Genomic DNA, 24,913 nt, shown 5'->3' on the forward strand with positions numbered 1-24,913 from the left:
GTTCTCACGCCCCGATGACCTTCTGGAACTTGGCCTCGAACTCCTTCTCCTGCTTCTCGTCCAGGGCCATGAAGCCCTTGGCCTTCGACAACATGGCCTCGTCCGGGAAGATGAGCGGGTTCTTGGCCAGGTCCGGATCGATCTTTTCCATCTCGGCCTGTGCGCCCTTGACCGGGCAGATGTAGTTGACGTACGCGGCGAGCTTCGCGGCCACCGCCGGGTCGTAGTAGTAGTTGATCAGCTCTTCGGCGTTCGCCTTGTGGCCGGCCTTGTTCGGCACCATCATGTTGTCCGACCAGAGCATCACGCCGGACTCGGGCACCACAAACTTGATCTTGTCGTTCTCGAAGCCGAGCTGGATCACGTCGCCCGACCAGGCGATGCAGGCGGCGATGTCGCCCTTGTTGAGGTCCTGGGAGTAGTCGTTGCCGGTGAACTTGCGGATCTGCCCGGAGTCGACGGCCCGCTGCAGCTTGGCCAGCGCGTCGTCGAACTGGGCCGTGGTGAAGTTCGACGGGTCGTGGCCGTTGGACTGGAGCAGCAGGCCCATGGTGTCCCGCATCTCGGAGAGCGCGGTCACCTTGCCCTTCAGGTCGGGGCGGGTGAGCAGGTCGTCGACGGTACGGATCTCGCCGGTCACCTTGGCGTTGTACGCGAGCCCGGAGAGCCCGGACTGCCACGGGACCGAGAGCTGGCGCTCCGAGTCGAAGGACACGTTGCGCAGCGACGGCAGGAGGTTCGCCTCGACGTTGGGCAGCTTGGCCTTGTCCAGCTTCTGGATCCAGCCGAGCCGGATCATCCGGGCGGCCATCCAGTCGGTGAGGACCATGAGATCCCGCCCGGTGGGCTGACAGCCGGCGAGCTGGTTCTGCACCTTGCCGAAGAACTCGTTGTTGTCGTTGATGTCCTCGGTGTAGGTCACCTGGATGCCGGTCTTGGCGATGAACGCGTCCACGGTGGGCCGCTTGGACTCGTCCTTCTCGTCGACGTCGATGTACTGCGGCCAGTTCGAGAAGGCGATCTTCTTCTCCGTCGCGGAGAGGTCGTCGCTCTTGCAGCCGGCCTCGGTCTGCTGCGCGCCCTTCGTGCCGCAGCCGGCCAGGCTGCCTGCCGTGGCGAGTAGGGTGGCCGAGCCAAGGGTGCCGGTGAGCAGACCACGCCGGGTGAGCGGCCGGAGGGTTCTACGCATGTGACGACTCCTAGGGGGGTCATCGTCGGCGGCGAGACGGGGATGGCGCGCCGGCGGGAGGGTCAAATGGCGATGGACGACTGATCCTGACATGAGGTGACCTCCCTTACAAGGGATTCCGTTGCGGGAATAGCCGTGGGCCACGAAATACGCCAGACTTCGGCGGAGCACTACGCTCAGCGCCAAGGAATACGGACATGGGGAGCGACGATGGCCAACCGGCAACTGGAGAACGGCAACGGCACGCGCCGTGTCACGGTGCGCGAAGGAGCCGCTCACGCTCTGCTCGACGATGTGGCGAAGCAGATCATCGAGCAACTCCAGGAGGACGGCCGGCGCCCCTACGCGACCATCGGCAAGGCGGTCGGCCTCTCCGAGGCGGCGGTCCGGCAGCGGGTGCAGCGGCTGCTCGACGCCGGGGTCATGCAGATCGTCGCGGTCACCGATCCGCTCCAGCTCGGCTTCCCCCGCCAGGCCATGATCGGCCTGCGCACCGACGGGGACCTGGAGAGCGTGGCCGACCGGCTCGCCGAGTTCGAGGAGATCGACTACGTGGTGATCACGGCCGGCTCGTTCGACCTGCTGGCCGAGGTGGTCTGCCGCAACGACGCGCACCTGCTGGAGATCCTGCAGAAGCTGCGCGGCGTCCCGGGCGTACTGTCGACCGAGGCGTTCGTCTACCTCAAGCTGCGCAAGCAGACCTACAGCTGGGGCACCGCCTGAGCCACGCTCCGTATCGGTGACCGTACCCGTGCGGCGTGTCGTGCCCGGATCTCTCCCGGACATCCCCGGTCGGCGTTCGGTGCCCGGAAAAGGCCCCGAACCTGCCCCCCGAGCCGACACCGCAGACCCCCTGGACAACTGCCTTTCGAGCTGATGTCGAGAACGACTCAGCCGGCGTGGGGGAACCCGTTGCGCCGGCCGAGCGATGTCGTCAGCTCGACAGGGCCGAACCCACACACCCCGATCGCCCGGGGCCGACCGCGCCGACCAGGCGCAATCGAAGAGTACGGAATCCGTTGCTCTGGTTAACAGCTCTCGCTGAATCCGTTGCCTAAAGCCATCGCCACTTGCGTTATCAGCATTGCCTGTGCGATAACCGTGGGCAGAGCGGCCGGTGTCACCCCTGACCGGCCCGAGACCCGATGGGGCTGACATGGCCAACGCCACCGACCACCTCTGGATGCACTTCACCCGGATGGCCAGCTACTCCGCCGGCGAGGTACCGACGATCGTGCGCGGCGAGGGTGCGTACGTCTGGGACTCGCAGGGCCGCCGCTACCTGGACGGACTCGCCGGGCTCTTCGTCGTCAACGCCGGCCACGGCCGGACCGAGCTCGCCGAGGCGGCCGCCAAGCAGGCCGGCGAACTCGCCTACTTCCCACTGTGGTCGTACGCCCACCCGACCGCGGTCGAACTGGCCGAGAAGGTCGCCTCGCTGGCCCCCGGCGACCTGAACCGGGTCTTCTTCACCACCGGCGGCTCGGAGGCCGTCGAGGCGGCGTGGAAGCTGGCCCGGGCCTACTTCAAGCGCACCGGCCAGCCGAACAAGTACAAGGTGGTCAGCCGGTACATCGCGTACCACGGCACCTCGATGGGCGCGCTGTCGATCACCGGACTGCCCGGCATCAAGAGCGACTTCGAGCCGCTGGTGCCCGGTGGCATCAAGGTGCCGAACACCAACTTCTACCGAGCCCCCGAGCACGGCGACGACCTCGAGGCGTTCGGCCGGTGGGCCGCCGAGGAGATCGGCCGCGCGATCGAGCGGGAGGGGCCGGACACCGTGGCCGCGGTCTTCCTGGAGCCGGTGCAGAACTCCGGCGGCTGCTTCCCGCCGCCGCCCGGCTACTTCCAGCGGGTCCGGGAGATCTGCGACGCGTACGACGTGCTGCTGGTGAGCGACGAGGTGATCTGCTCCTGGGGCCGGCTGGGCGAGTACTTCGGCGCCACCCGGTACGGCTACCAGCCCGACATCATCACCACCGCCAAGGGCATCACCTCCGGCTACGCCCCGCTCGGCGCGATGATCGCCAGCGAACGGCTGATGGAGCCGTTCCTCACCGAGACCGGCATGTTCGCCCACGGGGTCACCTTCGGCGGCCACCCGGTCTCCTGCGCGGTGGCCCTGGCCAACCTGGAGGTCTTCGCCCGCGAGGACCTGGTCGGGCACGTCCGGGCCAACCAGGGCGCCTTCCGGTCCACCCTGGAGAAGCTCACCGACCTGCCGATCGTCGGCGACGTCCGGGGCGACGGCTACTTCTACGGGATCGAGCTGGTCAAGGACAAGGCGACCCGGGAGACCTTCGACGAGGCCGAGTCCGAGCGGCTGCTGCGCGGCTTCCTCTCCACCGCGCTCTTCCAGGCCGGCCTCTACTGCCGCGCCGACGACCGCGGCGACCCGGTGGTGCAGCTCGCCCCGCCGCTGATCGCCGGGCAGGAGCAGTTCGACGAGATCGAGCAGATCCTGCGCGCCGTGCTGACCGAGGCATGGTCGCGACTCTGACCGGCGGCGCGGGGCCGGACCGGGCCGGGACCCACGGGTCCCGGCCCTCGCCCGTCGGCCCGCCCGCCGTCGGCGGCACCGACCGGACCCGGGTACGCCGCCTGCCCGACCTCGCCGTCCACGACCGGTCGGCCCTGCACGCCGTGCTCGACGCCGGCCGGGTCGGTCATCTGGCCATCGCCGAGCGGGACCAGCCGTACGCGCTGCCCGTGGCGTACGCCCGGGACGGCGAGCGGGTGCTGGTGCACGGCTCCACCGGAAGCCGGCTGTTCCGGCACCTGGCCGCCGGCGCCCCGGCCTGCCTCACCGTCACCCTGCTCGACGGGCTCGTCCTGGCCCGCAGCGCGTTCGAGTCCTCGATGAACTACCGGTGCGCCATGGTGCTCGGCCGCCTGGTCGCGCTCGACGGGGACGAGAAGCTGGCCGCCCTGGAGCGCCTCTCCGAGCACCTGATCCCCGGCCGCTGGGCGCAGATTCGCCCGCCGTCGGCCAAGGAACTGGCCGCCACGCTGGTGCTCGCCCTGCCGCTGGACGAGTGCTCGGTGAAGGTCAGCGCCGGCCCGCCCGACGACCCCGAGGACGACCTCGACCGGCCGGTCTGGGCCGGCGTGGTGCCGGTCGTCGAGGCGTACGGCACCCCGCAGCCCGACCCCCGGCTGCGCCACGACCTGCCCCCACCGGAGTGGTGATGCGCTACCAGGAGCTGTCGTACTGGCTGTCCAGCGTGGACGAGCCGCTGACCCCACGCGCCGGCCTGCCCGGCGACACGGACGCCGACGTGGTGATCGTCGGCGCCGGCTACACCGGGCTCTGGACGGCGTACTACCTCGCCGAGGCGGACCCGACGCTGCGGATCGTGGTGCTGGAGAAGGAGATCGCCGGGTACGGCGCCTCCGGCCGTAACGGCGGCTGGTGCTCAGCGCTCTTCCCCACCTCACTGCCCGCCCTGGCCCGCCGGCACGGCCGGGACCGGGCGCTCGCCATGCAGCGGGCCATGCAGGAGACCGTCCGCGAGGTCGGCCGGGTGGTCGCCGCCGAGGACATCGACTGCGACTGGCGGGCCGGCGGGACGGTGGTGCTGGCCCGCACCGGGGTCCAGCTCGACCGGGCCCGGGCCGCCGTCGCCGAGGCCCGCGAACACGGGCTGGCCGACGAGGACCTGGTGCTGCTCGACGCCGCCGAGGCCGCCGCCCGCTGCCGGGCCGAGGGGGTACGCGGCGGCACGTACACCCCGCACTGTGCCGCCGTGCACCCGGCGAAACTGGTCCGCGGCCTGGCCCGGGCGGCGGAACGGCGGGGCGTACGCATCTTCGAGCGGACCCCGGTCACGGCGGTACGCTCCGGCGCGGCGGTGACCCCGGTCGGGGTGGTCCGCGCGCCGGTGGTGGTCCGGGCGACCGAGGGTTTCACCTCCGCCCTGCCCGGCCAGCGGCGGGCCGTCGCACCGGTCTACTCGCTCATGGTGGCCACCGAGCCGCTGCCCGGGTCGGCCTGGGCGCGGATCGGGCTGGCCGAGCGGGAGACCTTCTCCGACTACCGGCACGTCATCATCTACGGCCAGCGCACCGCCGACGGCCGGCTCGCCTTCGGCGGGCGGGGCGCCCCCTATCACTTCGGCTCCCGAATCCGCCCCGGCTACGACCGGGAACCCCGGGTCTTCGCCGCGCTGCGGCGAGTGCTGGGCGAACTCTTTCCGGTGCTCGGGCCCGAGGTGCCGATCAGCCATACCTGGGGCGGCCCGCTCGGCGTGGCCCGGGACTGGGCCGCCTCGGTGGGGCTGGACCGGAGCACCGGGCTGGCCTGGGCCGGCGGGTACGTCGGCGACGGCGTCGGCACCAGCAACCTGGCCGGCCGTACCCTCGCCGACCTGATCCGGGGCGCGGAGAGCGACCTGACCGCGCTCCCCTGGGTCAACCACCGCTCCCCGCGCTGGGAGCCGGAGCCGCTGCGCTGGCTGGCCGTCAACGCCGGCCTCCGGGTGATGTTCTCCGCCGACGGGGCCGAGCTGCGCACCGGCCGCCCCTCCCGCCGCGCCGCCGCCTTCTCCCGCCTCCTCGGCCACTGACCCGACAACGACGGGCCGGGCGGCCCGGGGGTGGTCAGTGGTTGGGGGGGATGACGCGGAGGTGGCCGCGGCGGCCCTGCTGGGGTGCCTGGGGGACGGCGACCTTGTTGTCCTCGGGCGGGCGCGGGGGCGCGGGGCGGGCGGCCTCACGGACCGCCTCGGCCAGGGCGACGAGGTCGTCGGTGGTGGGCGGCGGCGGCTCGAACTCGCCCTCGTGCCGTACCACCTCCCAGCCGCGCGGCGCGGTCAGGCTGCGGGCGTGCGGCTCACAGAGGTCGTACGTGTGCGGTTCGGCGAAGGCCGCCAGGGGGCCCACCACGGCGGTGGACTCGTTGTAGACATAGGTCAATGTGGCGACCGCTTGCCGGGGGCAGCCGTTACGGGAGCAGCGCCGTGGTGACCTCACGGCGGCAGGGTATCTCCATTACCGGGTCCGGCGCACCGCTTCTCGTTACGACACGCCCGTAGTGGTGATCACAAATCATCCGATCGGATCACCGGCGCGCCGCTGCGGCGGCGCAACGAGGGGCAGCCAGGTGGGGCCGCTACCCTTTGCGTCATGACGAGCCCGGAGAACCGCCGCCCCGGCTCCGGCCGGCGCACCCACCGCGACCGCCACGGTCGGGGGCTGCGGGGGCGGCTGGTGCCGGCCACCGTACCGCTGGCCCGGACCAAGGCCGAGATCTTCGATGACCTGGTGCTGGACACGGTCGAGACCCTGGAACGCCGCTTCGCCAAGGAGCTGGCCGGCGTCGAGTTCGCCGTCGAGGACGTGCCGCCGGACCTGAACGTCTACGACTCGGACGTCCTGGAGGACGGCGAGGTGCCGCTCGCCCGACTGCTGCCCGGCCGCCCCGGCCGGCAGGAGGTGCCGCCACGGATCGTGCTCTACCGGCGGCCGCTGGAGTTCCGTGCGATGGACCGCGAAGACCTCGCGGATCTCGTGCACGATGTGATCATCGAGCAGGTGGCGAACCTGCTCGGGGTCGACCCCGACGAACTGGCCTGAGCCGGCCCCCGCCAGCTCAGGCCGTCGGCCCGGCCCGGGCGGCCCCCACCGCCCCGGCCCGGTACGCGTCAGGCCGCGACCCGCCGCTTGAGCTTTCGCCGCTCCCGTTCCGAGAGCCCGCCCCAGATCCCGAACCGCTCGTCGTGGCCGAGGGCGTATTCCAGACATTCCGTCTTGACTTCACACCGCGAGCAGATGCGCTTCGCCTCGCGGGTCGAGCCGCCCTTCTCGGGAAAGAACGCCTCCGGGTCGGTCTGCGAGCAGAGCGCCCGCTCCTGCCACTCCGGCGCGTTCCCGAGCAGGTCGGCCACCTCGAGCTGGCCGTCCATCAGATGCCTCCTTGTCGCGCACCGGCGTCATCGCCGCTGCAACCCCCCACGCGAAAGGCGTGCTTGTCCGTCCGGTCACAATTTGTTGCGTTCCGGTGCGAACAACCCCATTCAAATTACACGCGTGTAATGCGTGCGCCGTCAAGCCGAACTTGATAATGGAGTCGCCCTCCCGACACGTTCCGGACGACCATCCGAGCCGCCCGAGCCTCGCAACCTGCCCTATCGATTCAGACCCCGGACGAGTAACGCCCTCTCCGGCGAGTTGCCCGAGATTTTCGCTGTGGCGTGCCCGGTGTGGACCCGCTCGGCGGCCCCCGGCGGAGGCTCCGGCGGGCCGTACCCAGGTGGCCGTCCCGACACCGTCCAAGATCAGCATGTGATGAGGCAAAGGTTAACGCGCCCGGGCCACAATCGCCCGTCGAGCGCCGAACGCCCACCGCGCCCCGTCCACCATCTGGACGGAGCGCGACGGCCACCGGACACGTACGCTCAGCCCGTCCCCGATGGTGGGCTGGTCGGCCAGACGAATGCGACGACCGGTTCGCCATCGCCCCGGCCGCCGTGCCGACGTCCCACCACACGGTACGGAGGCCAGGGGTGGCCGGCACTGTGGAGGCCCGGTCGGAGACGCCCGCTTCCGTACGGCCGAGCGGATGCGCGGCTCGTTCCGGTCGGCGCGGCTGATCTCGAATTCGCGGCCGGGCTCCGGGGTCCGGTGTGGCCGGTCAGCGCGCTACGGTCGCCGCCCAGGTCGAGCACGACGCTGCCGCTCTCCGACGGCCCCAGGTGTCGTCGTCGACCCGCCAGCCGGTGGGAAGCCGGCCAGGTCGCCACCGCGCACGCCGAACCGGTCCGGCTACCGGCTCGGCCGGATCGCGGTGTCCAGCCGCGGCACGTCGGTCCGGTGCGGTAAAGAAAACTGTCGTATTCGTGAGCTCTCTGATGAATTCGAAACGACAGGTGATGTCCGGATAACGGTCACCGTCGTTGTCGATGTGAATCTCGTACCGGACGCCGTCGCCGAACTCTCGGAGGAGTTCCGGCCACCTTTCCGAGCCGGCGGCGGGGAAGGCTCGACGTCAGGAGCGGGCGTGACCGTAGGCTGTCGTCCGCTTGCGGGCCGGGCGGCCGGCCGCCGCCGCGATCGCCTTGAGCTGCTCCTCGGTCCGGGCCGAGCCGTTGCCCGAGCCGGCCATCCGGGAGATGGTCTCCTCCATCAGCGTGCCGCCCAGGTCGTTGCAGCCGCCCTGGAGCATCGCCACCGTGCCCTCGTCGCCGAGCTTCACCCACGAGCACTGGATGTTGGCGATCCGGCCGTGCAGCAGCAGCCGGGCCATCGCGTGCACGGTCCGGTTCTCCCGCCAGGTCGGCCCGGGGCGGGCGATCCCGGCGAGGTAGATCGGCGCGTTGGTGTGCACGAACGGCAGCGCCACGAACTCCGTGAAGCCGCCGGTACGGTCCTGCACCCCGGCCAGCACCCGGAAGTGGGCGAGCCACTGGCCCGGGTGGTCCACGTGGCCGTACATCATCGTGGAACTGGACCGGATGCCCAGCTCGTGGGCCGTGCTGACCACCTCGACCCAGGCGGCGGCCGGCAGTTTGCCCTTGGTGAGCACCCAGCGCACCTCGTCGTCGAGGATCTCGGCGGCGGTGCCCGGGATGGTGTCCAGCCCGGCCTCGCGGAGCTGGAGCAGCCACTCCTTCACCGGCACACCGGCCTTCGCCGCCGCCGTGGCGATCTCCATCGGGGAGAACGCGTGCACGTGCATCCCCGGCACCCGGGCCTTGATCGCCCGGACGATGTCCGCGTACCCGGTGACCGGCAGCTTCGGGTCGATCCCGCCCTGGAGGCAAACCTCGCTCGCGCCGGCCGCCCAGGCCGCCTCGGCACGGTCGGCGACCTGGTCCAGGGAGAGCCGGAACGCGTCCGCGTCGCTCTCCCGCTGGGCGAAGGCGCAGAACCGGCAGCCGACGTAGCAGACGTTGCTGAAGTTGATGTTGCGGTTGACCACGTACGTGACGTCGTCGCCGACCGCGTCCCGGCGGACGTCGTCGGCGATTCGGCACAGCTCGTCCAGGGCCGGCCCGTCCGCGCCGAACAGCGCCAGCGCCTTGGCCTCGTGCGCCGGTTCGAGCAGCGCCGCCGGGTCGGCCGCGGCCAGCCGCAGCCCGGCGCGCAAGTCGGGGTCGCTCGCCACGGCGACCGGCACGGCGACCTTCGCGGCCACCTCCGACCAGTCGCCGTAGACGTCGTCGAAGTCGCTCCGCCGGTCTCCCGTGCGCCCGGTGGTGTCGATGGTGACGTGCAGGTCGGTCCGGCCGCCGAACGTCTCCTCCGGCTCCTGCCAGGGCCGGCCCACCGGGCGGGCCGCCTCGACGGCGAGCCCGGTCTGCGGGTCGGCGAGGGCGCCGACGTGCGGCAGCAGACGCGGGTCCAGCCACGGGTCGCCGGCCCGGACGTACTCGGGGTAGATGGTCAGCCGCTCGCGCAGCGTGAAGCCGGCCTGCGCGGTGTGCCGGGCCAGCTCGTCGAGCTGCGGCCAGGGCCGCTCCGGGTTGACGTGGTCCGGGGTGACCGGGGAGACCCCGCCCCAGTCGTCGATGCCGGCGCGCAGCAGCAGGTCGTACTCCCCCTCGATGAGGTTCGGCGGGGCCTGCACGCGGGCCTTCGGGCCGAGCAGGATCCGGGCGACCGCAACCGTGGCGGCCAGGTCGTGCAGCTCCGCGTCCGGCATCCCGCGCATCGCGGTGTCCGGCTTGGCGCGGAAGTTCTGCACGATCACCTCCTGGAGGTGGCCGTACTCCCGGTGCGCGCGGCGGATCGCGAAGAGCGCGTCCACCCGCTCGGCCAGGGTCTCCCCGATGCCGATCAGGATGCCGGTGGTGAACGGCACGCCGACCCGGCCGGCGTCGTCGAGCACCCGGAGCCGGACGGCGGGTTCCTTGTCCGGGGAGCCGAAGTGGGGGCCGCCCGGCTCGGACCACAGCCGGGTCGCGGTGGTCTCCAGCATCATGCCCATGCTCGGCGCCACCGGCTTGAGCCGTTGCAGCTCCGACCAGGAGAGCACGCCCGGGTTGAGGTGGGGCAGCAGGCCGGTCTCCTCCAGCACCGCCACCGCACAGGCGCGCAGGTAGTCCAGGGTGGAGTCGTAGCCCCGCTCGTCCAGCCACTGCCGGGCGGCCGGCCAGCGCTCCTCCGGACGGTCACCGAGGGTGAACAGCGCCTCCTTGCAGCCCTGCGCGGCGCCCTCCCCGGCGATGGCGAGGACCTCGTCCTTCTCCAGGTACGCGGCGGGCAACCGGTGCGGCACCGTGGCGAAGGTGCAGTAGTGGCAGCGGTCCCGGCAGAGCCGGGTCAGCGGGATGAAGACCTTCTTGGAGAAGGTGACCACGCCTGGGCGGCCCGCCTCGCGCAGTCCCGCGTCGCGCACCTCACCGGCGATCCGCAGCAGCTCGTCCAGGGCGGCGCCGCGCGCGGTCAGCAGGTCGCTCGCCTCGTCGACGTCGAGCGCCCGCCCGGTCGCGGCCCGCCGCAACGCGCGCCGGACACTCGCCTCCGTCGGGACGGCCTCGGTGCGATCAACCATCCGTCCAGCCTAGGCGCTGGACCACCCGCCCCCACCCGACCCCGCCGCTTCCTGCAGGGTGGGCACGCTGACACGGAAAGAGTGGCCTCCCGGCGCGGGAAGCCACTCTTTCCGTGAATCAGTCGCCTCGGCGAGGCGAGGCGAGGCGTGCGCCGGGCGCGGCCGCGGGGCGTCGGTGTCAGCGGGGGTGGTTCGGGTCGTCCCGGTCGATGCGCTGAGTGCGGTCGCTGTCCTGCGGGGCCGGCTGACCGAACTCGGCCGGCTGCCGTGGGATGGCCTGGGTCGGGTCCGCCGACGGCGGCTGGCCGAACGGCGGGGCCGGGTTCGGGGCGCCGAACGGCGGCGCGGACTGCGGGGCGTGCGGCGGCGCGGTGTTGAACGGCGGGGCCGACTGCGGCGAACCGTACTGGCCGGGCACCGGGTAGCCGGGCTGGTTCGGCTGGCCGCCGGGCGCGTAGCCGGGCTGGTTCGGCTGGCCACCGGGCGCGTAGCCGCCCTGGCCGGGGGCCGGGTAGCCACCCGGCTGGCCGGGGTAGCCACCCGGGTGCTGCGGCCAGCCCGGCTGGGGCTGCCCGTACACGCCGGGCTGCGGCTTCGGCTTCGGCACGAAGTAGAGGCCGCGCCAGATCGTGAACACCACGAGCGCGGCGATCCCGAAGATCGCCAGCCAGGCCACCCGGGTCAGCATGCTGAGGAAGGCGTCCAGCACCTCGCCGTCGGTGAGCCGACCGACCAGCGCGATCAGGAAGGTCAGCGCGCCGAACAGGGCGGCGAAGCCGTACTCGCCGAGGGCCGCCTGGGTGACCATCTTCGCCCGGGGCAGCACCGGGTGGACATGGGTGGCGAGCAGGACGGCCAGCAGCGGCAGCACGGCCGACTCGAAGCCGATGAAGACGAAGAAGGTGCTGCCCGCCCGGCCGGTGAAGGTGCTGTAGCTGTCCATCGGTACCAGCAGCCGGAGCAGGCCGACGAAGAGCAGCACGGCGTTCGCGCCGAGCAGGACGAGCGCGGCCAGTTCGCGCAGTGGTCTGGTCACCTGGCTGGCCTGCGTCGCGTCGCCGGACGCGGACTCGGCGGGGCTGGTCACGAACTCTCCCTGGGGACGAAAACGGACAGTTGCCGTGCTGAGCCTAGTCTCTCGGGCCGGCAGCCGATCGACGGCCGCGCGTGCGGAAGGATGGACACCATGCGCATCGTGGTTCTGACCGGCGGAATCGGGGGTGCCCGGTTCCTGCTCGGCGTCCGGGCGTACGCCCGGGAGGTGGGGGCCGAGGTGACCGCCGTGGTCAACGTCGGCGACGATCTGCTGCTGCACGGGCTGAAGGTCTGCCCCGACCTGGACAGCGTGATGTACACGCTGGGCGGCGGCGCCGACCCGGAGCGGGGCTGGGGCCGGGTGGGCGAGAGCTGGACGGTCAAGTCGGAGCTGGCCGCGTACGGCACCGAGCCGACCTGGTTCGGGCTGGGCGACAAGGACATCGCCACCCACCTGGTCCGCACCACGATGCTCAACGCCGGCTACCCGCTGTCCCAGGTGACCGAGGCGCTCGCCACCCGCTGGCAGCCCGGCGTACGCCTGCTGCCGGCGACCGACGACCGCCTGGAGACCCACGTGGTGGTTGACCTCGAGGGCGGCCAGCGGGCGATCCACTTCCAGGAGTGGTGGGTGCGGTACCGGGCTGAGCTGCCGACCCACCGGTTCGTCTTCATCGGCGCCGAGACGGCGAAGCCGGCGCCCGGCGTGCTGGAGGCGATCGGGGCGGCCGACGTGGTGCTGATCGCGCCGAGCAACCCGGTGGTGAGCATCGCCCCGATCCTGGCCGTGCCCGGGCTGCGCGAGGCGGTGACCGACGGCCCGGCCCCGGTGGTCGGGGTGTCCCCGATCATCGGCGGCGCGCCGGTACGCGGCATGGCCGACCGCTGCCTCGCCGTGCTCGGCGTGGCGTGCAGCGCGGCCGGGGTGGGCGCCCTCTACGGTGGTCGCCCGGCCGGCGGCCTGCTCGACGGCTGGCTGGTCGCGCCGGAGGACGAGGGGACGCTGGTGCCGGACGTGACCGTACGCTCGGCACCGCTGCGGATGACCGACGAGGCGGCCACGGCCACGATGGTCCGGGCCGCGTTGGAGCTGATGTGAGGCTGGAGATCCTGCCGGTGCTGGGCATCGGCGATGTGACCGAGGGCGACGACCTGGCGGCGGTGATCGCCACCGCGGCGCCGTGGCTGCGCGACGGCGACGTGCTGGTGGTGACCAGCAAGATCGTGTCGAAGGCGGAGGGCCGGCTGGTCGACGTGCCGGCCGACGGCCCCGAACGGCTCGCCGCGAAGGACGAGGTGCTCGCCGGCGAGACGGCCCGGGTGGTGGCCACCCGCGGCGCGACCCGGATCGTGCAGACCCACCACGGCTTCGTGATGGCCTCCGCCGGGATCGACGCCTCGAACGTGGACAAGACCCGCCTGGTGCTGCTGCCGAAGGACCCGGACGCGTCCGCCCGGGCGCTGCGGACCGCGTTGCGCGAGCAGTACCACCTCGACGTCGCGGTGATCATCAGCGACACCATGGGCCGGCCGTGGCGCAACGGCCTCACCGACGTGGCCCTCGGGGTCGCCGGGATGCCGGCGATCCGCGACCACCGCGGCGAGATCGACCCGTACGGGAACGAGCTCCACCTCACCCAGCTCGCCGTGGTGGACGAGTTGGCCGGCGCCGGTGAGCTGATCAAGGGCAAGTGCGACCAGGTGCCGGTGGCCGTGGTCCGGGGCTACCCGGGCGTGGCGGGCACGGCGGACGGCGAGGGTGCCCGGGTCCTGGTCCGGGACGCCACGCTGGACCTCTTCTCGTTGGGCACCGCCGAGGCGAAGGCCGCCGGGCTCCGGGAGGCCGCCACCCTGGCCGACGGCCCGGGCCCGGCCCCGGCCAATCCGGCCGCCGTCGACCGGGCGATCGCCGCGGTCGCCGACGTGGTCGCGCCGGGCACCGTCTTCACCCACGTCACCGACGAGGAGGTACGCGCCGACCTGGTCGCCGCCGTGCCGGACTGGCCCGAGCAGGCCACCGGTCTCGTGCTGGGCGCGCCGCCGGCCCCGGTCGACCCGGCGGACCTGGTGCGCTTCGGCGCCGATCTGCAACGGCTGCGGACCGCGCTGGCCGCCGAGGGCGTCTCGTCGGCCTTGCTCCCGCCCCCACCGGGCAGCACCGCCGGCGCCGCTCTCGCCATCTGACCCGGTGCCCAGCCCGACTCGGCGGCGCGCCGGGCGGTCAGGCGTCGAGGACGGCCCGGCCGAGGGGGGTCAGGGTGTGCAGCACGGTGTTGCGGTCGCGGTGACTGACCAGCAACCCGGCGTTGCGCAGCACGCTGGTGTGCTGGCTGGCCGCGGCGGCGGAGATGCTCAGCCGGCGGGCCATCTCGCCGGTGGTGCAGCCGTTGTCGGCGGCGGCCAGCACGGCGGCCCGGGTCCGGCCGAGCAGGGCGGCGAGGGCGTCCCGGTCGCCGTCGTCCGGCCTGCGGGTGGTGGCCAGGCCGCCCAGCCGGTCGACCGGATAGACGAGCACCGGGGGCAGCGTCGGGTCGAGGAGCGCGACCGGGGTCCGGGCGCAGAAGAAGGACGGCACCAGCAGCAGTCCGCGGCCGTCGAGGCGCAGCTCGCGGGTGTCCGGGTAGTCGAGCACCTCGAGGATCCCGTCGGCCCAGCGCATGCTGGGCCGCAGGCTGGCGAGCAGGCCCTCGGGGCCGCCGTCGAGCATGGCCCGGGCCCGCCGCCCCCGGTCGGCCTCCACCGCGGCCTGGATCCGGGACCAGTACGGGGCGACCGCGAGCGCCCGGTAGCGCGCCATCGAGTCGGTGAGGTGGCGCAGCACCTCGGGCTCGCCCCGGGCGAGCGCGTCGGCCGGGGCGGGCAGCAGGTTCTCCTCGGCCAGCAGGGTGAGGTCGCGGCGCAGCATGCCGATCGGGGTGCCCCGGACCGCCGCCAGCCCCGCCTCGAAGCCGTCCCGGGAGGCGTACGGGGTGAGGAAGTCGGGGAAGTAGCCGCGGGGCGGGTTGAGGGCGAAGAGGAGCCGGAACTGCTCGGCGTCGCTCTCGGTACGCAGGGCGCGGGCCACGGTGCGCCGCCATTCGAGCAGCAGCGGTTCCCGCCCGCGGCCCTGTAGCAGGTGCAGGCTGAGGACCAGTTCCCAGACCGAGTCCGCAGCGGAGGCCACCCTGGTCCGCAGGATGTCCTCGCTCGAGAAGATGATCTTCAGCATGGAGCGCTCTCCCGGAGGCGGGTAGAGGGATTACCTGCCTCCACTGGCACTGTACCCGGCGGCACTAATCTTCATTTTTAAGCGTGGGCTGAAAAACCTCGACGGCGAGGGAACGGGTTCGGCACACTACCGGTGCCCGTCGGGCCGGAGGTTTGAACCCACCGGTCCGGGGCTACCGGGCGGTCGGGGGGCACCGGCGACCGGGCGGCACCACGAGGGTCTGCGGCTTTCTCCGCAGGGGTGCCACCGGTCGCCCCCGGGACCGGCCGACTCAACCGACCCAGAGCGCCACCCGGTGGTCCTCGTCGGTCACGTAGAAGCAACTCCCGTCCAGCTCGGCCAGCCCTTCCACGTGGTGGAACGGGGCCAGCTCGGCCACCAGTTTTCCGGCCACCCGGGCGTCCGGCGTGGGCTCCCACCGGAAGGCGACGTGCCGCGAGGTCACCTCGCCGCCGTGCGGATGCTCGTCGAGCAGCACCGAACCCTTGCCCGGCGCGTCGATGGAGCCGATCACCGCCGCGTACCCGCCTCCGGGGGTGGGGGCGACGGCCCGGAAGCCGGTCAGCGTGCCCGGTGGGGTCACCCCGGTCAGGGCGTACGCCCCGACGGCCCGGGGCCAGCCCGGGTCTTCGCCGAACATGTCGGCCACCCCGGCCAGCTCGACCAGGATCGGCTCGCCCTCGGCGGTCACCGGGAAGCGCAGCCCGAGCAGCACGGTCCCACCGGGGGTGAACGCGGCCGCCTCGACGTTGACCGGCAGGTCGTCCTCGGCGAGCCGGGTGACCCAGCTCTTGGCCCGCGCGGTGCCCCGGGCCAGGGTCGCCACGATGAACCGGTGCCGGACCCGGTCCCCCGGCGGCAGCATGGTCAGCGGCGCGACCGCGAGGGCGTCGTTGATCGCCCGGTGCAGCCGGAACCGGTTGCGCACCACCTGCACCGGCAGCGTGCCGATGGCGGCGTCCTCCTCGCGGAACCGGGCCACGAACGCGCGGCGGGGCCGCAGCGGGCCGGCCTTCGAGCCGAAGTGCGAGCCGAAGACGTACACCCAGCCGTCGTGGTGGGCGAGCGCCTCGCCGTCCTCGGTGCGGCCGTTCTCCGGGCCGGCGTCGGCGGCCACGTGGTGCGCGACCCACTCGCCGTCCTCCCGCTCCGACCACCCCGGCTCGGCGTGTCTGACGCCACGCCGCGACCCGGAGCAGTCGTCCAGCAGCAGGGCCAGGCAGCGCTCCACCGGGCCCTCGTCCAGCACGGTCCAGAAGCCCCGGCGGGCGCCGTGGGCGCGCAGCAGCGCCCGGGAACGGACCGGCAACAGGTCGCTGGCCTCGTTGCCGCCCACGACGAACTCCACGAGTCGCAAGGTCACCCGGCCAGGGTACGGAGGCCACGCTCGTAGAGTGTCGGGGTGCACACCGACCTGGGGACGTACGCCGACCTGCACGCCGACGCCACGGCGGTGCTGAGCCGCTGGACGGCGACCAGCCCGGCCGCCGCCGCGAACCGCGACCGGACCCTGGAGCTGCTGGCCGCCGGGCCGGTGGCGATGAGCCGGAGTCACCGGCCGGGCCACCTCACCGCGAGCGCGCTGGTGCTCGACGCCACCGGCGCCCGGGTGCTGCTCTGCCTGCACAGCAAGTTCCGCAAGTGGGTGCAGCTCGGCGGGCACTGCGAACCGGGCGACCGGACCCTGGCGGCCGCCGCGCTGCGCGAGGCGTCCGAGGAGTCCGGGATCGCCAGGCTGGTGGTCGACCCGGTGCCGATCGACGTGGACATCCACCCGGTCGCCTGCCAGGGCGGCTCGCTGCACTACGACGTCCGGTTCGCGGTGCTCGCCCCGCCCGGGGCGACCGAACGGGTCAGCGACGAGTCCGAGGCGCTGGGCTGGTTCCCGCCGGACCGGCTGCCCGAGCCGCTGGCCGACGGAACCGTCCAGCTCGTCGCGCCGGCCCTGGCCGCGCTGGCCCGCCGCGCCACCGGCTGAGCTGCCCTCGCGGACACGCCGGCAGCGCGGCGGCCCGCCATCCGGGCCGCCGCGCCGGATCAGACCAGGCCCTCCTCGCCGCGGTCCTTGAGCTCGTCGACGACCTTCTTCACGTCCTGCGCGCGGTCGCGGGAGCAGACCAGCAGCGCGTCCGGGGTATCCACGACGATCAGGTCCTGCACCCCGACGGTGGCCACCAGTCGGCCGGACTGCGGCACCACCACCGTGCCCATGGTGTCGTGCAGCAGCACGCCCTGCTTGGCGTCGGCGCCGAGCACCACGTTGCCGTCGGCGTCGGCCGGGAGCACCTCGCCGAGGGTGTGGAAGTCGCCGACGTCGTTCCAGCCGAAGTCACCGGGCACGGTCGCCACCCGGCCCGCGGTCGCCGCGCCCTCCATCACCGCGTAGTCGACGGAGATCTTCGGCAGGGTCGGCCAGACGTTGCCCAGCACGTCGTCCTGCTCCGGGGTGCCCCAGGCCGCGGCGATCGCGGTGATTCCGGCGTGCAGGGCCGGCTGCTGCCGGGCCAGTTCGGCCAGGAACACGTCCACCCGCCAGACGAACATGCTGGCGTTCCAGAGGTGCCGGCCGGAGCGGACGTAGACCTCGGCCACCTCGGCGGCCGGCTTCTCCTTGAACTCGGCCACCGGGCGCAGCAGGCCGTCGCCCACCGGCTCGCCGGTCTCCAGGTAGCCGTATCCGGTCTCCGGTCGGGTCGGGGTGATGCCGACCGTCATCAACAGCCCCTGCTCGGCGCCACGGATCGCCTGGCGGACCACCTCGGCCCAGCAGGCCGGGTCGCCGATCAGGTGGTCGGCGGCGAACGAGCCCATCACCGCCGCCGGGTCGCGCTGTGCGATCACCGCCGCCGCCAGGGCGATCGCCGCGCAGGAGTCCCGGGGCGAGGGCTCGACCAGGATGTTCTCCTCTGGGAGGCCAGCCAGTTGCCGGGCCACCGCCGCGACGTGCGCGGCCCCGGTGACCACCAGCGTGCACTCGGGTGTGGTCAGCGGCGCCAGCCGGTCGACCGTCGCCTGCAACAGCGAGGCCGGCGTGCCGGTCAGCGGGTGGAGGAACTTGGGATGGCCGGCACGGGACAGCGGCCACAACCTTGTGCCACTGCCTCCCGCCGGGATGACGGCGTAGAACATCAGCACATCATGCCCGAACCGTCATGCTACGGACGCCGGGTCGGGCGGACGAGCACTCGGCACTCAGGAACGGGCCCGGCTCCAGGCGGCGATGTGCACCTCCGCGCTGGATTCCCAGGTGAACTCCTTGGCCCGGTCGAAACCGGCCTTGGCCAGGGCAAGCCGGCGCTGCTCGTCGTCCAGCAGGGCGGCCAGGTCGGTGGCGATCTGGTCCGGGTCCTCGCTGGTGTACGCCACCGCGTCGCCGCCCACCTCGGGCAGCGAGAGCCGCGGCGTGGTCAGTACCGGGGCCGCGCACGCCATGGCCTCGAGGATCGGCAGGCCGAACCCCTCGCCGTACGACGGGTAGGCGGCGACCAGCGCCCCGCCGAGGAAGCCCGGCAGGTCGGCGTAGCGGAGGTAGCCCGGGCGGAGCAGTCGCAGGTGCGAGGGCACGTCGGCCACCGCCCGGTCGATGTCGTCGTCGTGCCCCTGGCCGCCGGCGATCACCAGCGCCGGCGGGTTCGCCCGGTCGGCCACCGCGCGGGCCCAGCCCCGGATCAGGTTGGGTACGTTCTTGCGCGGCTCCTTGGCTCCGAGGAACGCGATGTAGCTGCTGTCGCCCAGGCCGAGGCGGGCCCGGACCCGGGCCTTCTCCTCCTCGCCGGGGGCGTGGAAGGCGGCCTGGTCGACCCCGTGGTACGCCACGTCGATCCGGGTCGGGTCGGCGTCCAGCAGCCGGATCAGCTCGTCGCGGGTGGCCTTGCTCGGCACGATCACCCGGTCGGCCCGCCGCAGGGAGGTTTTGATCGCGCTGCGGAAGAACGTCCGGCGGGACTTGTCGTAGTGCTCCGGCTCGGTGAAGAAGGTCGCGTCGTGCACGGTGACCGTCACCGGGCAGCCGGCCCGCAGCGGACAGGTGTAGAAGGGCGAGTGCAGCACCTCGGCGCCGACCTGCTGGGCCAGCAGCGGCAGGCCGGTCTGCTCCCAGGCCAGCCGGGCCGGACGGTGCGCGACCGCCGCCGGGGCGGGGATCACCTCGGCCCCGGGCAGCATCCGGGTGTATCGCTCGAGGTCCGTGCGGAGGCTTACCACCGCAAGATCCACGCCGGACCCGGAGACGCCACCGAGCGCGCCGAGGAGGCCGTCGACGTATCTACCGACGCCGCCACGGTCGGCGGGGACACTCGTGGCGTCGATGAGCACGCGGGGCGGGCGACCGGCGGTCACGGGGCGACTCCTCAGGCTGGCGGGTCTGTGGGGAACAACACTGTCGGCAAGCCTACGCCGGGCTGGCGGCCCGGCGCTGACTGCGACCCGACGGTACGCCGACTTGTCGTTGTCATCGAGTACGGACCCCGACCGCGTATCGTTCGCGCCGATGGCCGACAACATTGCCCGGGTGTTCGCCGACGCGATCGCGACCGACCCCACCCGGCCCCTGCTGACCTGGTACGACGACGCCACCGGCGAGCGCACCGAACTGTCCGGCGCGACCTGCGCGAACTGGGTGGCCAAGACGGCCAACCTGATCGTCGACGAGGTGGGCCTCGCGCCCGGCGATCCGGCCGCCGTGCTGCTGCCCCCGCACTGGCAGACCGCCGCCGTGCTGCTCGGCTGCTGGTCGGCGAAGCTGACCGTGGTCGACACGCCGGGCGACGTGGAGGTGCTCTTCGCCGCCGCGTCCCAGGTCGAGGCCGCGCAGCGGTGGTCGGCCGGCGAGCGGTACGTCCTCGCCCTCGACCCGTTCGCCCTGCCCATGCGGGAGGTGCCCGCCGGGTTCACCGACTTCGTCTCCGCGGTACGCGGGCACGGCGACCACTTCACCCCGTACCCCCAGGGTGGCGAGGCGGACGCGGAGCTGCTGGCCCGCGCGGAGGCCCGCGCCGCGGAGCTCTGTCTCACTCCCGGCGACCGGATCCTGGTCGACGCGACGGCCTACCCGGACCCGGTCGACTGGCTGCTCGCCCCGCTCACCGCCGGAGCCAGTGTCGTCGTCTGCGGCAACCTCGACCGCGCCCGCCTGGACGCCCGCACCGCGGCCGAAAAGGTCACCCGCACCCTCGCCGGATAGGGGCCGGCGGGCGCGGTCAGGCTGGGGTGGACTCCGCGGCGCGGCGCTGGGCGAAGGCGGCGAAGGCGGTCAGGGACTCGGGGTTGGCGAGGGCCCCCTTGGCGGCGGCGTTGTCGACCGGGGTCCCGGTGAGGATCTTCTTGACCGGGACCTCCAGCTTCTTCGCCGAGAGGGTACGCGGGACGGCCCGGACCTGGTGGATCTCATCGGGCACGTGCCGGGGCGACAGGGCGGTACGCAGCTCGCGGCAGATCTTCCCGCGCAGCTCGTCGTCCAGCTCCAGCCCCTCGGCGAGCACCACGAAGAGCAGCAGCTCGCCGGCGCCGCCCTGGTCGTCCTCCAGGTGCACGACCACCGAGTCGACCACCTCGTCCAGCCCCTCGACCACGGAGTAGAACTCGGCGGTGCCGAGCCGGACGCCGCCCCGGTTCAGAGTGGCGTCGGAGCGGCCGGTGATCACGCAGCCGCCCCGCTCGTTCACGGTGATCCAGTCCCCGTGCCGCCAGACCCCCGGGTAGACCTCGAAGTACGCCTCCCGGTAGCGGGTGCCCTCCGGGTCGTTCCAGAAGCCCACGGGCATGCTCGGCATCGGTTCGGTGATCACCAGCTCGCCCAGCTGGCCGATGACCGGGGTGCCGTCGGCCGAGCGGGCCTCCACCTTGGCGCCGAGCGCCCGGCAGGTGATCTCCCCGGCGTGCACCGGCAGCAGCGGCACGCCACCGACGAAGCCGGTGCAGACGTCCGTGCCGCCGGAGAGCGACTGGAGCTGGGGGCGGTCCCCGACGTTCTCGTACACCCAGGTGAAGCCCTCGGCGGGCAGCGGCGCGCCGGTCGAGCCGACCCCGCGCAGCGCGGAGAGGTCGGCGATCGCCTTCGGGACCAGGTTGGCCTTGCGGCAGGCCAGCAGGAACGGCGCCGAGGTGCCGAAGTACGTGGTGCCGGTCTCGGCGGCCAGCCGCCAGAGCGCGCCCAGGTCCGGGTGGCCCGGGTTGCCGTCGAAGAGCACGATCGTGGCGCCCACCGCCGGCCCGGAGACCAGGAAGTTCCACATCATCCAGCCGGTGGTGGTGAACCAGAAGAACCGGTCGGACGGGCCCAGGTCATGGTGCAGGGCCAACATCTTCAGGTGCTCCAGCAGGATGCCGCCGTGGCCGTGCACGATCGGCTTCGGCAGGCCGGTGGTGCCGGAGGAGTAGAGCACGTAGAGCGGGTGGTCGAACGGCACCGGGGTGAAGGTCAGCGGCTCGTCGGTCTCCGCCGCCAGCTCGGCCCAGGAGATCACGCCCTCGGGCACGTCTGGACCGCCGCCCAGCGGCGCGGAGGCCGAATCATCGCCGCCAGCGCCGGCCGGGTCGAGGTACGCGATGCCGACGGTGTGCGCCACCGACGGCAGGGCGGCCCGGATGGCGGCCACCTCGCCCCGCCGGTCGACCGGCTTGTCGCCGTACCGGTAGCCGTCCACGGCGACCAGCACCTTCGGCTCGATCTGCTGCCAACGGTCGGTGACGCTGCGGGTGCCGAACTCGGGGGCGCAGGAGGAGAAGATCGCGCCCAGGCTGCTGGTGGCCAGCAGCAGCACGAAGGTCTCCGGGATGTTCGGCGCGTACGCGGCCACCCGGTCGCCCGGGCCGACGCCGAGCCGGCGCAGCCCGGCCGCCACCCGGCGGACCTGCTCGCGCAGTTGCGCGGCGGTCAGCGTCTCGGGCGCGCGGGTCTGCCCGTGCGCGATGACCACCGGGTCGTCGTCGCCCCGGCCCGGCATCCGCAGCACGTTCTCGGCGTAGTTGAGCGTCGCGCCGGGGAACCACCGGGTGCCCGGCATGGCCCGGTCGGTGAGCGTGGCGGTCGGCGGGGTGTGCGCGACCACCTCGAAGTAGTCCCAGATCGACCGCCAGAAGGCGTCCAGGTCGGTCACCGACCACTGCCACAGCGCGTCGTAGTCGGCGAACTGCAGCCCCCGGTGCTCGGCCAGCCAGCGCAGGTAGTCGCCGATCCGGGACCGCTCGCGCACGTCGGCCGGCGGCGTCCACAGCACGTCACCCACTGCTCCACCCTCCCTGAGGCCCCGTCACGACACTGTGCATGGGCCGTGGCGCCATCTTGCCCTACCTCGCCAGGCCATTGTCCGCACCGGGTGCCGCCGGCGGGGCGTGGCCTGCCCACATCCCGCACCCCCGGCCCATGTGGGTGCCGCGCACCTCAGCCGGCACGGTGCGCCTGGATGGCGCGGCGGCGGGCCAGCCGGTGGGCGCGGCGGATCTCCGCCTCCCGGTAGCGCCGCTCGTCCTCCAGGGTCTCCGGCAGCACCGGCCGCACCGGGCGGGGCGCGCCGCCCACGTCCACCCCGACGAAGACCAGGTACGCGGTGGCCACCCGGACCGGCTCGTCCTCGGCCGAGTCCCAGCGCTCGGCGACCACCTTCACGCCCACCTCCATCGAGGTGTGCCCGGTCCAGTTGACCTGGGCGTGGGCGTGCACCAGGTCACCCACCCGGACCGGTTCGGAGAAGACGATCTCGTCGATCGAGGCGGTGACCGCGGTGCCCCCGCTGTGCCGGGCGGCGGCCGCCCCGGCGACGTCGTCGACGAACTTCATCAGTACCCCACCGTGCACGGTTCCGTACAGATTGACATCGACAGCGGTCATGATGCGGCTCAGCGTGACCCGCGAGTACGAGGTCGGCTTGCCCGCTGGGGCGGAGGGGTGCTCTGTCATGGCGAAAACGGTACGGTGCGCGGATGCGACATCTCTGGAGCTTCCTCGCCGGGTTGGTGGTGGCGCCCGTCACCTGGGTGCTCGTCACCCTCGGTCAGGACGGATCTGGGCGCACCATCCACCGCTGGGTGGAACTCGGTACGTACAGCACCCCCAACCTGATCGAGCCGGCCGTCTACCTGGGCGTCGCCGGCATCCTGCTCGGCCTGCTCGCCACGCTGCGCTTCTCGCCGTTCGGCCCGCTGACGGCCGGACTGCTGCTGGTCATCCCGTACCTCGGGATGTTCGTCGCGCCGTTCACCGTTCGTGATCGCGTCCCCGAGGGTTGGAAGATGCTCGGGGATCCGCTGCCGCTGCGCCAGCCCTTGGAGAACGGCACGCTGTTCCTGATCGGCGTGCTGCTGATAATGGCCGTGTTCAGCGCCCAGCGCTGGAAGCAGTGGCCCGGGCAGCCGGCCGAGGCGGAGCAGACCCCGGCCGGCACGCCGGTCGAGACCTCCCCCACGTTCAGCGACTGGCCCCCGAGCGACGCGACGAAGGACACCGCCGCGCTCAGCCTGAGCTATCCCGACCCCACGCCCACCGAACCCCTGCCCCGCCGCACCGGCGGCGAGTCGCCGTGGTCCGCGCCCCCGCGCGGGGCCGGCCGGCCGGAGGGCACCACCGAGATCCGTTGACCGCCGCGGGCGGGCCGGTGACCCCGGCCCGCCCGCCCGATCCCGGGGGTCGTCCGGGTTCAGCCCTTGAGCAACTGGCGGGCCATGACGATGCGCTGCACCTGGTTGGTGCCCTCGTAGATCTGGGTGATCTTGGCGTCCCGCATCATCCGCTCGACTGGGTAGTCGCGGGTGTAGCCGTACCCGCCGAGCAGTTGCACCGCGTCGGTGGTGATCTCCATGGCGGCGTCCGAGGCGAAGCACTTGGCGGCGGCGCCGAAGTAGGTGAGGTCCGCGTCGCCCCGCTCGGACTTGCCGGCGGCGGCGTAGGTGAGCTGGCGGGCTGCCTCCAGCTTCATGCCCATGTCGGCGAGCATGAACTGGACGCCCTGGAAGTCGGCGACCGGCTTGCCGAACTGCTTGCGCTCCTGGACGTACCCCTTGGCGTAGTCGAGCGCGCCCTGGGCGATGCCGACCGCCTGGGCGGCGATGGTGACCCGGGTGTGGTCGAGGGTACGCATGGCGGTGGCGAAGCCGGTGCCCTCGGCGCCGATCATCCGGTCCGCCGGGATGCGCACGTTGTCGAAGTAGACCTCGCGGGTGGGCGAGCCCTTGATACCGAGCTTCTTCTCCGGCGCGCCGAAGCTGACCCCGGCGTCGGACTTCTCCACCACGAAGGCCGAAATACCCTTCGACCGGGCTGTGGGATCGGTCACAGCGAAGACGGTGTAGTACTCCGAGACACCGGCGTTGGTGATCCACCGCTTCACGCCGTTGAGCACCCAGTGGTCGCCGTCGCGGACCGCCTTGGTGGTCATCGAGGCGGCGTCGCTGCCCGCCTCCGGCTCGGAGAGGCAGTACGAGAACATCGCGTCCCCGGCGGCGACCGGGGTCAGGTACTTCCTCTTCAGCTCCGCGGAGCCGGCCAGCAGCAGGGGCATGGTGCCGAGCTTGTTCACCGCCGGGATCAGCGAGGAGGAGGCGCAGGCCCGGGCCACCTCCTCGATCACGATCGCGGTGGCCAGCGCGTCCGCGCCCGCGCCGCCGTACTCGACCGGGATGTGCGGGGCGTGGAAGTCGGCGGCCCGCAGCGCGTCGTACGACGCCTTCGGGAACTCGCCGGTCTCATCCGCCTCGGCGGCGTGCGGAGCCACCTTGGCCGCACAGACCTCACGGACCGCCTCCCGGATCGCGTCGTGCTCCTCGGGCAACCGGTAGACGTCGAACGACTGCTCTGCGGCCATGTCGGCCCTCCCCTTCACCGCTATCATGCGCAGTCTGTGGCGCCTGGAGGCCGCCGACTGCCGCAGACTGAAGAATAGCCACCAGGGCCCGCCAGACATTACCGGCGGGTAGGATCGCGCCCGGCAATCATCGGCACGGCACAACTACCCTCAGACCAGAGGAACACCCTTCCCTCGGTGCCCGGCCA

The 24,913-nt window shown here is 72.8% G+C and carries 23 protein-coding genes; 10 read left to right on the forward strand and 13 right to left on the reverse strand.

Annotation, left to right across the window (positions count from 1 at the left end; genetic code table 11):
- Window positions 1-4 precede the first annotated feature (4 nt).
- Window positions 5-1,189 (reverse strand): polyamine ABC transporter substrate-binding protein, encoded by a 1,185-nt coding sequence (locus ONA70_RS06790; RefSeq protein WP_265005465.1) that lies wholly within the window; start codon window positions 1,187-1,189, stop codon window positions 5-7.
- Window positions 1,190-1,399: 210 nt separating this feature from the next.
- On the opposite strand from ONA70_RS06790, the gene ONA70_RS06795 reads away from it, so the two are divergent.
- From ONA70_RS06795 to ONA70_RS06810, 4 genes are all read left to right on the forward strand, one after another.
- Window positions 1,400-1,912 (forward strand): Lrp/AsnC family transcriptional regulator, encoded by a 513-nt coding sequence (locus ONA70_RS06795; protein WP_265005466.1) that lies wholly within the window; start codon window positions 1,400-1,402, stop codon window positions 1,910-1,912.
- 433 nt (window positions 1,913-2,345) lie between these two features.
- Window positions 2,346-3,692 (forward strand): aspartate aminotransferase family protein, encoded by a 1,347-nt coding sequence (locus tag ONA70_RS06800; RefSeq protein ID WP_265005467.1) that lies wholly within the window; start codon window positions 2,346-2,348, stop codon window positions 3,690-3,692.
- On the forward strand, window positions 3,677-4,381 hold the full coding sequence (locus tag ONA70_RS06805) for a pyridoxamine 5'-phosphate oxidase family protein (protein ID WP_265005468.1): 705 nt from the start codon (window positions 3,677-3,679) through the stop codon (window positions 4,379-4,381). The genes ONA70_RS06800 and ONA70_RS06805 overlap by 16 nt, the downstream gene beginning before the upstream one ends.
- On the forward strand, window positions 4,381-5,757 hold the full coding sequence (locus ONA70_RS06810; RefSeq protein ID WP_265005469.1) for an NAD(P)/FAD-dependent oxidoreductase: 1,377 nt from the start codon (window positions 4,381-4,383) through the stop codon (window positions 5,755-5,757). Before ONA70_RS06805 ends, ONA70_RS06810 begins: the two co-directional genes overlap by 1 nt.
- Window positions 5,758-5,791: 34 nt before the next feature.
- On the opposite strand, the gene ONA70_RS06815 is transcribed toward ONA70_RS06810, so the two are convergent.
- Window positions 5,792-6,163 (reverse strand): DUF3499 domain-containing protein, encoded by a 372-nt coding sequence (locus tag ONA70_RS06815; protein WP_265005470.1) that lies wholly within the window; start codon window positions 6,161-6,163, stop codon window positions 5,792-5,794.
- A gap of 153 nt (window positions 6,164-6,316) precedes the next feature.
- Between ONA70_RS06815 and ONA70_RS06820 the strand changes: the two genes are divergently transcribed.
- The gene (locus ONA70_RS06820) at window positions 6,317-6,766 is read left to right on the forward strand and encodes a metallopeptidase family protein (protein WP_265005471.1); all 450 of its coding nucleotides are present in this window, start codon (window positions 6,317-6,319) and stop codon (window positions 6,764-6,766) included.
- Between the two features lie 68 nt (window positions 6,767-6,834).
- Here ONA70_RS06820 and ONA70_RS06825 read toward each other — a convergent pair whose 3' ends face one another.
- From ONA70_RS06825 to ONA70_RS06835, 4 genes are all read right to left on the reverse strand, one after another.
- Window positions 6,835-7,095, reverse strand: coding sequence for a WhiB family transcriptional regulator (locus ONA70_RS06825; RefSeq protein ID WP_013284161.1), 261 nt, complete (start codon window positions 7,093-7,095; stop codon window positions 6,835-6,837).
- Window positions 7,096-7,823: 728 nt separating this feature from the next.
- Window positions 7,824-8,099, reverse strand: a complete 276-nt coding sequence (locus ONA70_RS36885) for a hypothetical protein (RefSeq protein ID WP_406601158.1) — start codon at window positions 8,097-8,099, stop codon at window positions 7,824-7,826.
- 78 nt (window positions 8,100-8,177) lie between these two features.
- Window positions 8,178-10,685, reverse strand: a complete 2,508-nt coding sequence (locus ONA70_RS06830) for a bifunctional FO biosynthesis protein CofGH (protein ID WP_265005472.1) — start codon at window positions 10,683-10,685, stop codon at window positions 8,178-8,180.
- Between the two features lie 178 nt (window positions 10,686-10,863).
- Window positions 10,864-11,772, reverse strand: coding sequence for a hypothetical protein (locus ONA70_RS06835; protein ID WP_265005473.1), 909 nt, complete (start codon window positions 11,770-11,772; stop codon window positions 10,864-10,866).
- A 99-nt stretch (window positions 11,773-11,871) separates the two neighbouring features.
- Here ONA70_RS06835 and cofD point away from each other — a divergent pair, with 99 nt between their 5' ends.
- Entirely contained in the window at window positions 11,872-12,819 is a 948-nt protein-coding gene (cofD, locus tag ONA70_RS06840; protein ID WP_265005474.1) for a 2-phospho-L-lactate transferase, read from the forward strand.
- Window positions 12,816-13,904 carry a coenzyme F420-0:L-glutamate ligase gene (locus ONA70_RS06845; RefSeq protein ID WP_265005475.1) on the forward strand — a complete coding sequence of 363 codons (1,089 nt, stop codon included), beginning with the start codon at window positions 12,816-12,818 and terminating at the stop codon, window positions 13,902-13,904. Before cofD ends, ONA70_RS06845 begins: the two co-directional genes overlap by 4 nt.
- Window positions 13,905-13,941: 37 nt before the next feature.
- Here the strand turns inward: ONA70_RS06845 and ONA70_RS06850 are convergent, their stop codons facing one another.
- Window positions 13,942-14,928 (reverse strand): ArsR/SmtB family transcription factor, encoded by a 987-nt coding sequence (locus tag ONA70_RS06850; RefSeq protein WP_265005476.1) that lies wholly within the window; start codon window positions 14,926-14,928, stop codon window positions 13,942-13,944.
- A 271-nt stretch (window positions 14,929-15,199) separates the two neighbouring features.
- Complete coding sequence (locus ONA70_RS06855; RefSeq protein WP_265005477.1) at window positions 15,200-16,291, reverse strand: DUF4185 domain-containing protein; 1,092 nt, start codon at window positions 16,289-16,291, stop codon at window positions 15,200-15,202.
- Between the two features lie 39 nt (window positions 16,292-16,330).
- Between ONA70_RS06855 and ONA70_RS06860 the strand changes: the two genes are divergently transcribed.
- Entirely contained in the window at window positions 16,331-16,906 is a 576-nt protein-coding gene (locus tag ONA70_RS06860; RefSeq protein ID WP_265005478.1) for an NUDIX hydrolase, read from the forward strand.
- A gap of 59 nt (window positions 16,907-16,965) precedes the next feature.
- Here ONA70_RS06860 and ONA70_RS06865 read toward each other — a convergent pair whose 3' ends face one another.
- Together ONA70_RS06865 and ONA70_RS06870 are read right to left on the reverse strand one after the other, a co-directional pair.
- Window positions 16,966-18,057: a mannose-1-phosphate guanylyltransferase gene (locus ONA70_RS06865; protein ID WP_265005479.1), complete on the reverse strand. Its 1,092-nt coding sequence runs from the start codon at window positions 18,055-18,057 to the stop codon at window positions 16,966-16,968.
- Window positions 18,058-18,120: 63 nt separating this feature from the next.
- A complete protein-coding gene (locus tag ONA70_RS06870; RefSeq protein WP_265005480.1) occupies window positions 18,121-19,266 on the reverse strand; it encodes a glycosyltransferase family 4 protein in 1,146 nt (381 codons plus the stop codon).
- 151 nt (window positions 19,267-19,417) lie between these two features.
- Between ONA70_RS06870 and ONA70_RS06875 the strand changes: the two genes are divergently transcribed.
- Complete coding sequence (locus ONA70_RS06875) at window positions 19,418-20,110, forward strand: TIGR03089 family protein (protein WP_265005481.1); 693 nt, start codon at window positions 19,418-19,420, stop codon at window positions 20,108-20,110.
- Window positions 20,111-20,126: 16 nt separating this feature from the next.
- On the opposite strand, the gene ONA70_RS06880 is transcribed toward ONA70_RS06875, so the two are convergent.
- A complete protein-coding gene (locus ONA70_RS06880; protein ID WP_265005482.1) occupies window positions 20,127-22,154 on the reverse strand; it encodes an acetoacetate--CoA ligase in 2,028 nt (675 codons plus the stop codon).
- Between the two features lie 155 nt (window positions 22,155-22,309).
- On the reverse strand, window positions 22,310-22,825 hold the full coding sequence (locus ONA70_RS06885) for an acyl-CoA thioesterase (RefSeq protein ID WP_265005483.1): 516 nt from the start codon (window positions 22,823-22,825) through the stop codon (window positions 22,310-22,312).
- A 23-nt stretch (window positions 22,826-22,848) separates the two neighbouring features.
- Here ONA70_RS06885 and ONA70_RS06890 point away from each other — a divergent pair, with 23 nt between their 5' ends.
- The gene (locus ONA70_RS06890) at window positions 22,849-23,502 is read left to right on the forward strand and encodes a hypothetical protein (RefSeq protein ID WP_265005484.1); all 654 of its coding nucleotides are present in this window, start codon (window positions 22,849-22,851) and stop codon (window positions 23,500-23,502) included.
- 59 nt (window positions 23,503-23,561) lie between these two features.
- On the opposite strand, the gene ONA70_RS06895 is transcribed toward ONA70_RS06890, so the two are convergent.
- Complete coding sequence (locus ONA70_RS06895; RefSeq protein WP_265005485.1) at window positions 23,562-24,725, reverse strand: acyl-CoA dehydrogenase family protein; 1,164 nt, start codon at window positions 24,723-24,725, stop codon at window positions 23,562-23,564.
- Window positions 24,726-24,913: the final 188 nt, after the last annotated feature.

It is taken from the genome of Micromonospora yasonensis, assembly GCF_026013475.1.
Lineage (GTDB): Bacteria > Actinomycetota > Actinomycetes > Mycobacteriales > Micromonosporaceae > Micromonospora > Micromonospora yasonensis.

What these genes read in the sequence shown, in the direction of transcription:
- ONA70_RS06790 (WP_265005465.1), bottom strand. Translation starts at nt 1,189, where the DNA reads ATGCGTAGAACCCTCCGGCCGCTCACCCGGCGTGGTCTGCTCACCGGC.
- ONA70_RS06795 (WP_265005466.1), top strand. Translation starts at nt 1,400, where the DNA reads ATGGCCAACCGGCAACTGGAGAACGGCAACGGCACGCGCCGTGTCACG.
- ONA70_RS06800 (WP_265005467.1), top strand. Translation starts at nt 2,346, where the DNA reads ATGGCCAACGCCACCGACCACCTCTGGATGCACTTCACCCGGATGGCC.
- ONA70_RS06805 (WP_265005468.1), top strand. Translation starts at nt 3,677, where the DNA reads ATGGTCGCGACTCTGACCGGCGGCGCGGGGCCGGACCGGGCCGGGACC.
- ONA70_RS06810 (WP_265005469.1), top strand. Translation starts at nt 4,381, where the DNA reads ATGCGCTACCAGGAGCTGTCGTACTGGCTGTCCAGCGTGGACGAGCCG.
- ONA70_RS06820 (WP_265005471.1), top strand. Translation starts at nt 6,317, where the DNA reads ATGACGAGCCCGGAGAACCGCCGCCCCGGCTCCGGCCGGCGCACCCAC.
- ONA70_RS06825 (WP_013284161.1), bottom strand. Translation starts at nt 7,095, where the DNA reads ATGGACGGCCAGCTCGAGGTGGCCGACCTGCTCGGGAACGCGCCGGAG.
- ONA70_RS06830 (WP_265005472.1), bottom strand. Translation starts at nt 10,685, where the DNA reads ATGGTTGATCGCACCGAGGCCGTCCCGACGGAGGCGAGTGTCCGGCGC.
- cofD (WP_265005474.1), top strand. Translation starts at nt 11,872, where the DNA reads ATGCGCATCGTGGTTCTGACCGGCGGAATCGGGGGTGCCCGGTTCCTG.
- ONA70_RS06850 (WP_265005476.1), bottom strand. Translation starts at nt 14,928, where the DNA reads ATGCTGAAGATCATCTTCTCGAGCGAGGACATCCTGCGGACCAGGGTG.
- ONA70_RS06865 (WP_265005479.1), bottom strand. Translation starts at nt 18,057, where the DNA reads ATGTTCTACGCCGTCATCCCGGCGGGAGGCAGTGGCACAAGGTTGTGG.
- ONA70_RS06875 (WP_265005481.1), top strand. Translation starts at nt 19,418, where the DNA reads ATGGCCGACAACATTGCCCGGGTGTTCGCCGACGCGATCGCGACCGAC.
- ONA70_RS06885 (WP_265005483.1), bottom strand. Translation starts at nt 22,825, where the DNA reads ATGACAGAGCACCCCTCCGCCCCAGCGGGCAAGCCGACCTCGTACTCG.
- ONA70_RS06890 (WP_265005484.1), top strand. Translation starts at nt 22,849, where the DNA reads ATGCGACATCTCTGGAGCTTCCTCGCCGGGTTGGTGGTGGCGCCCGTC.
- ONA70_RS06895 (WP_265005485.1), bottom strand. Translation starts at nt 24,725, where the DNA reads ATGGCCGCAGAGCAGTCGTTCGACGTCTACCGGTTGCCCGAGGAGCAC.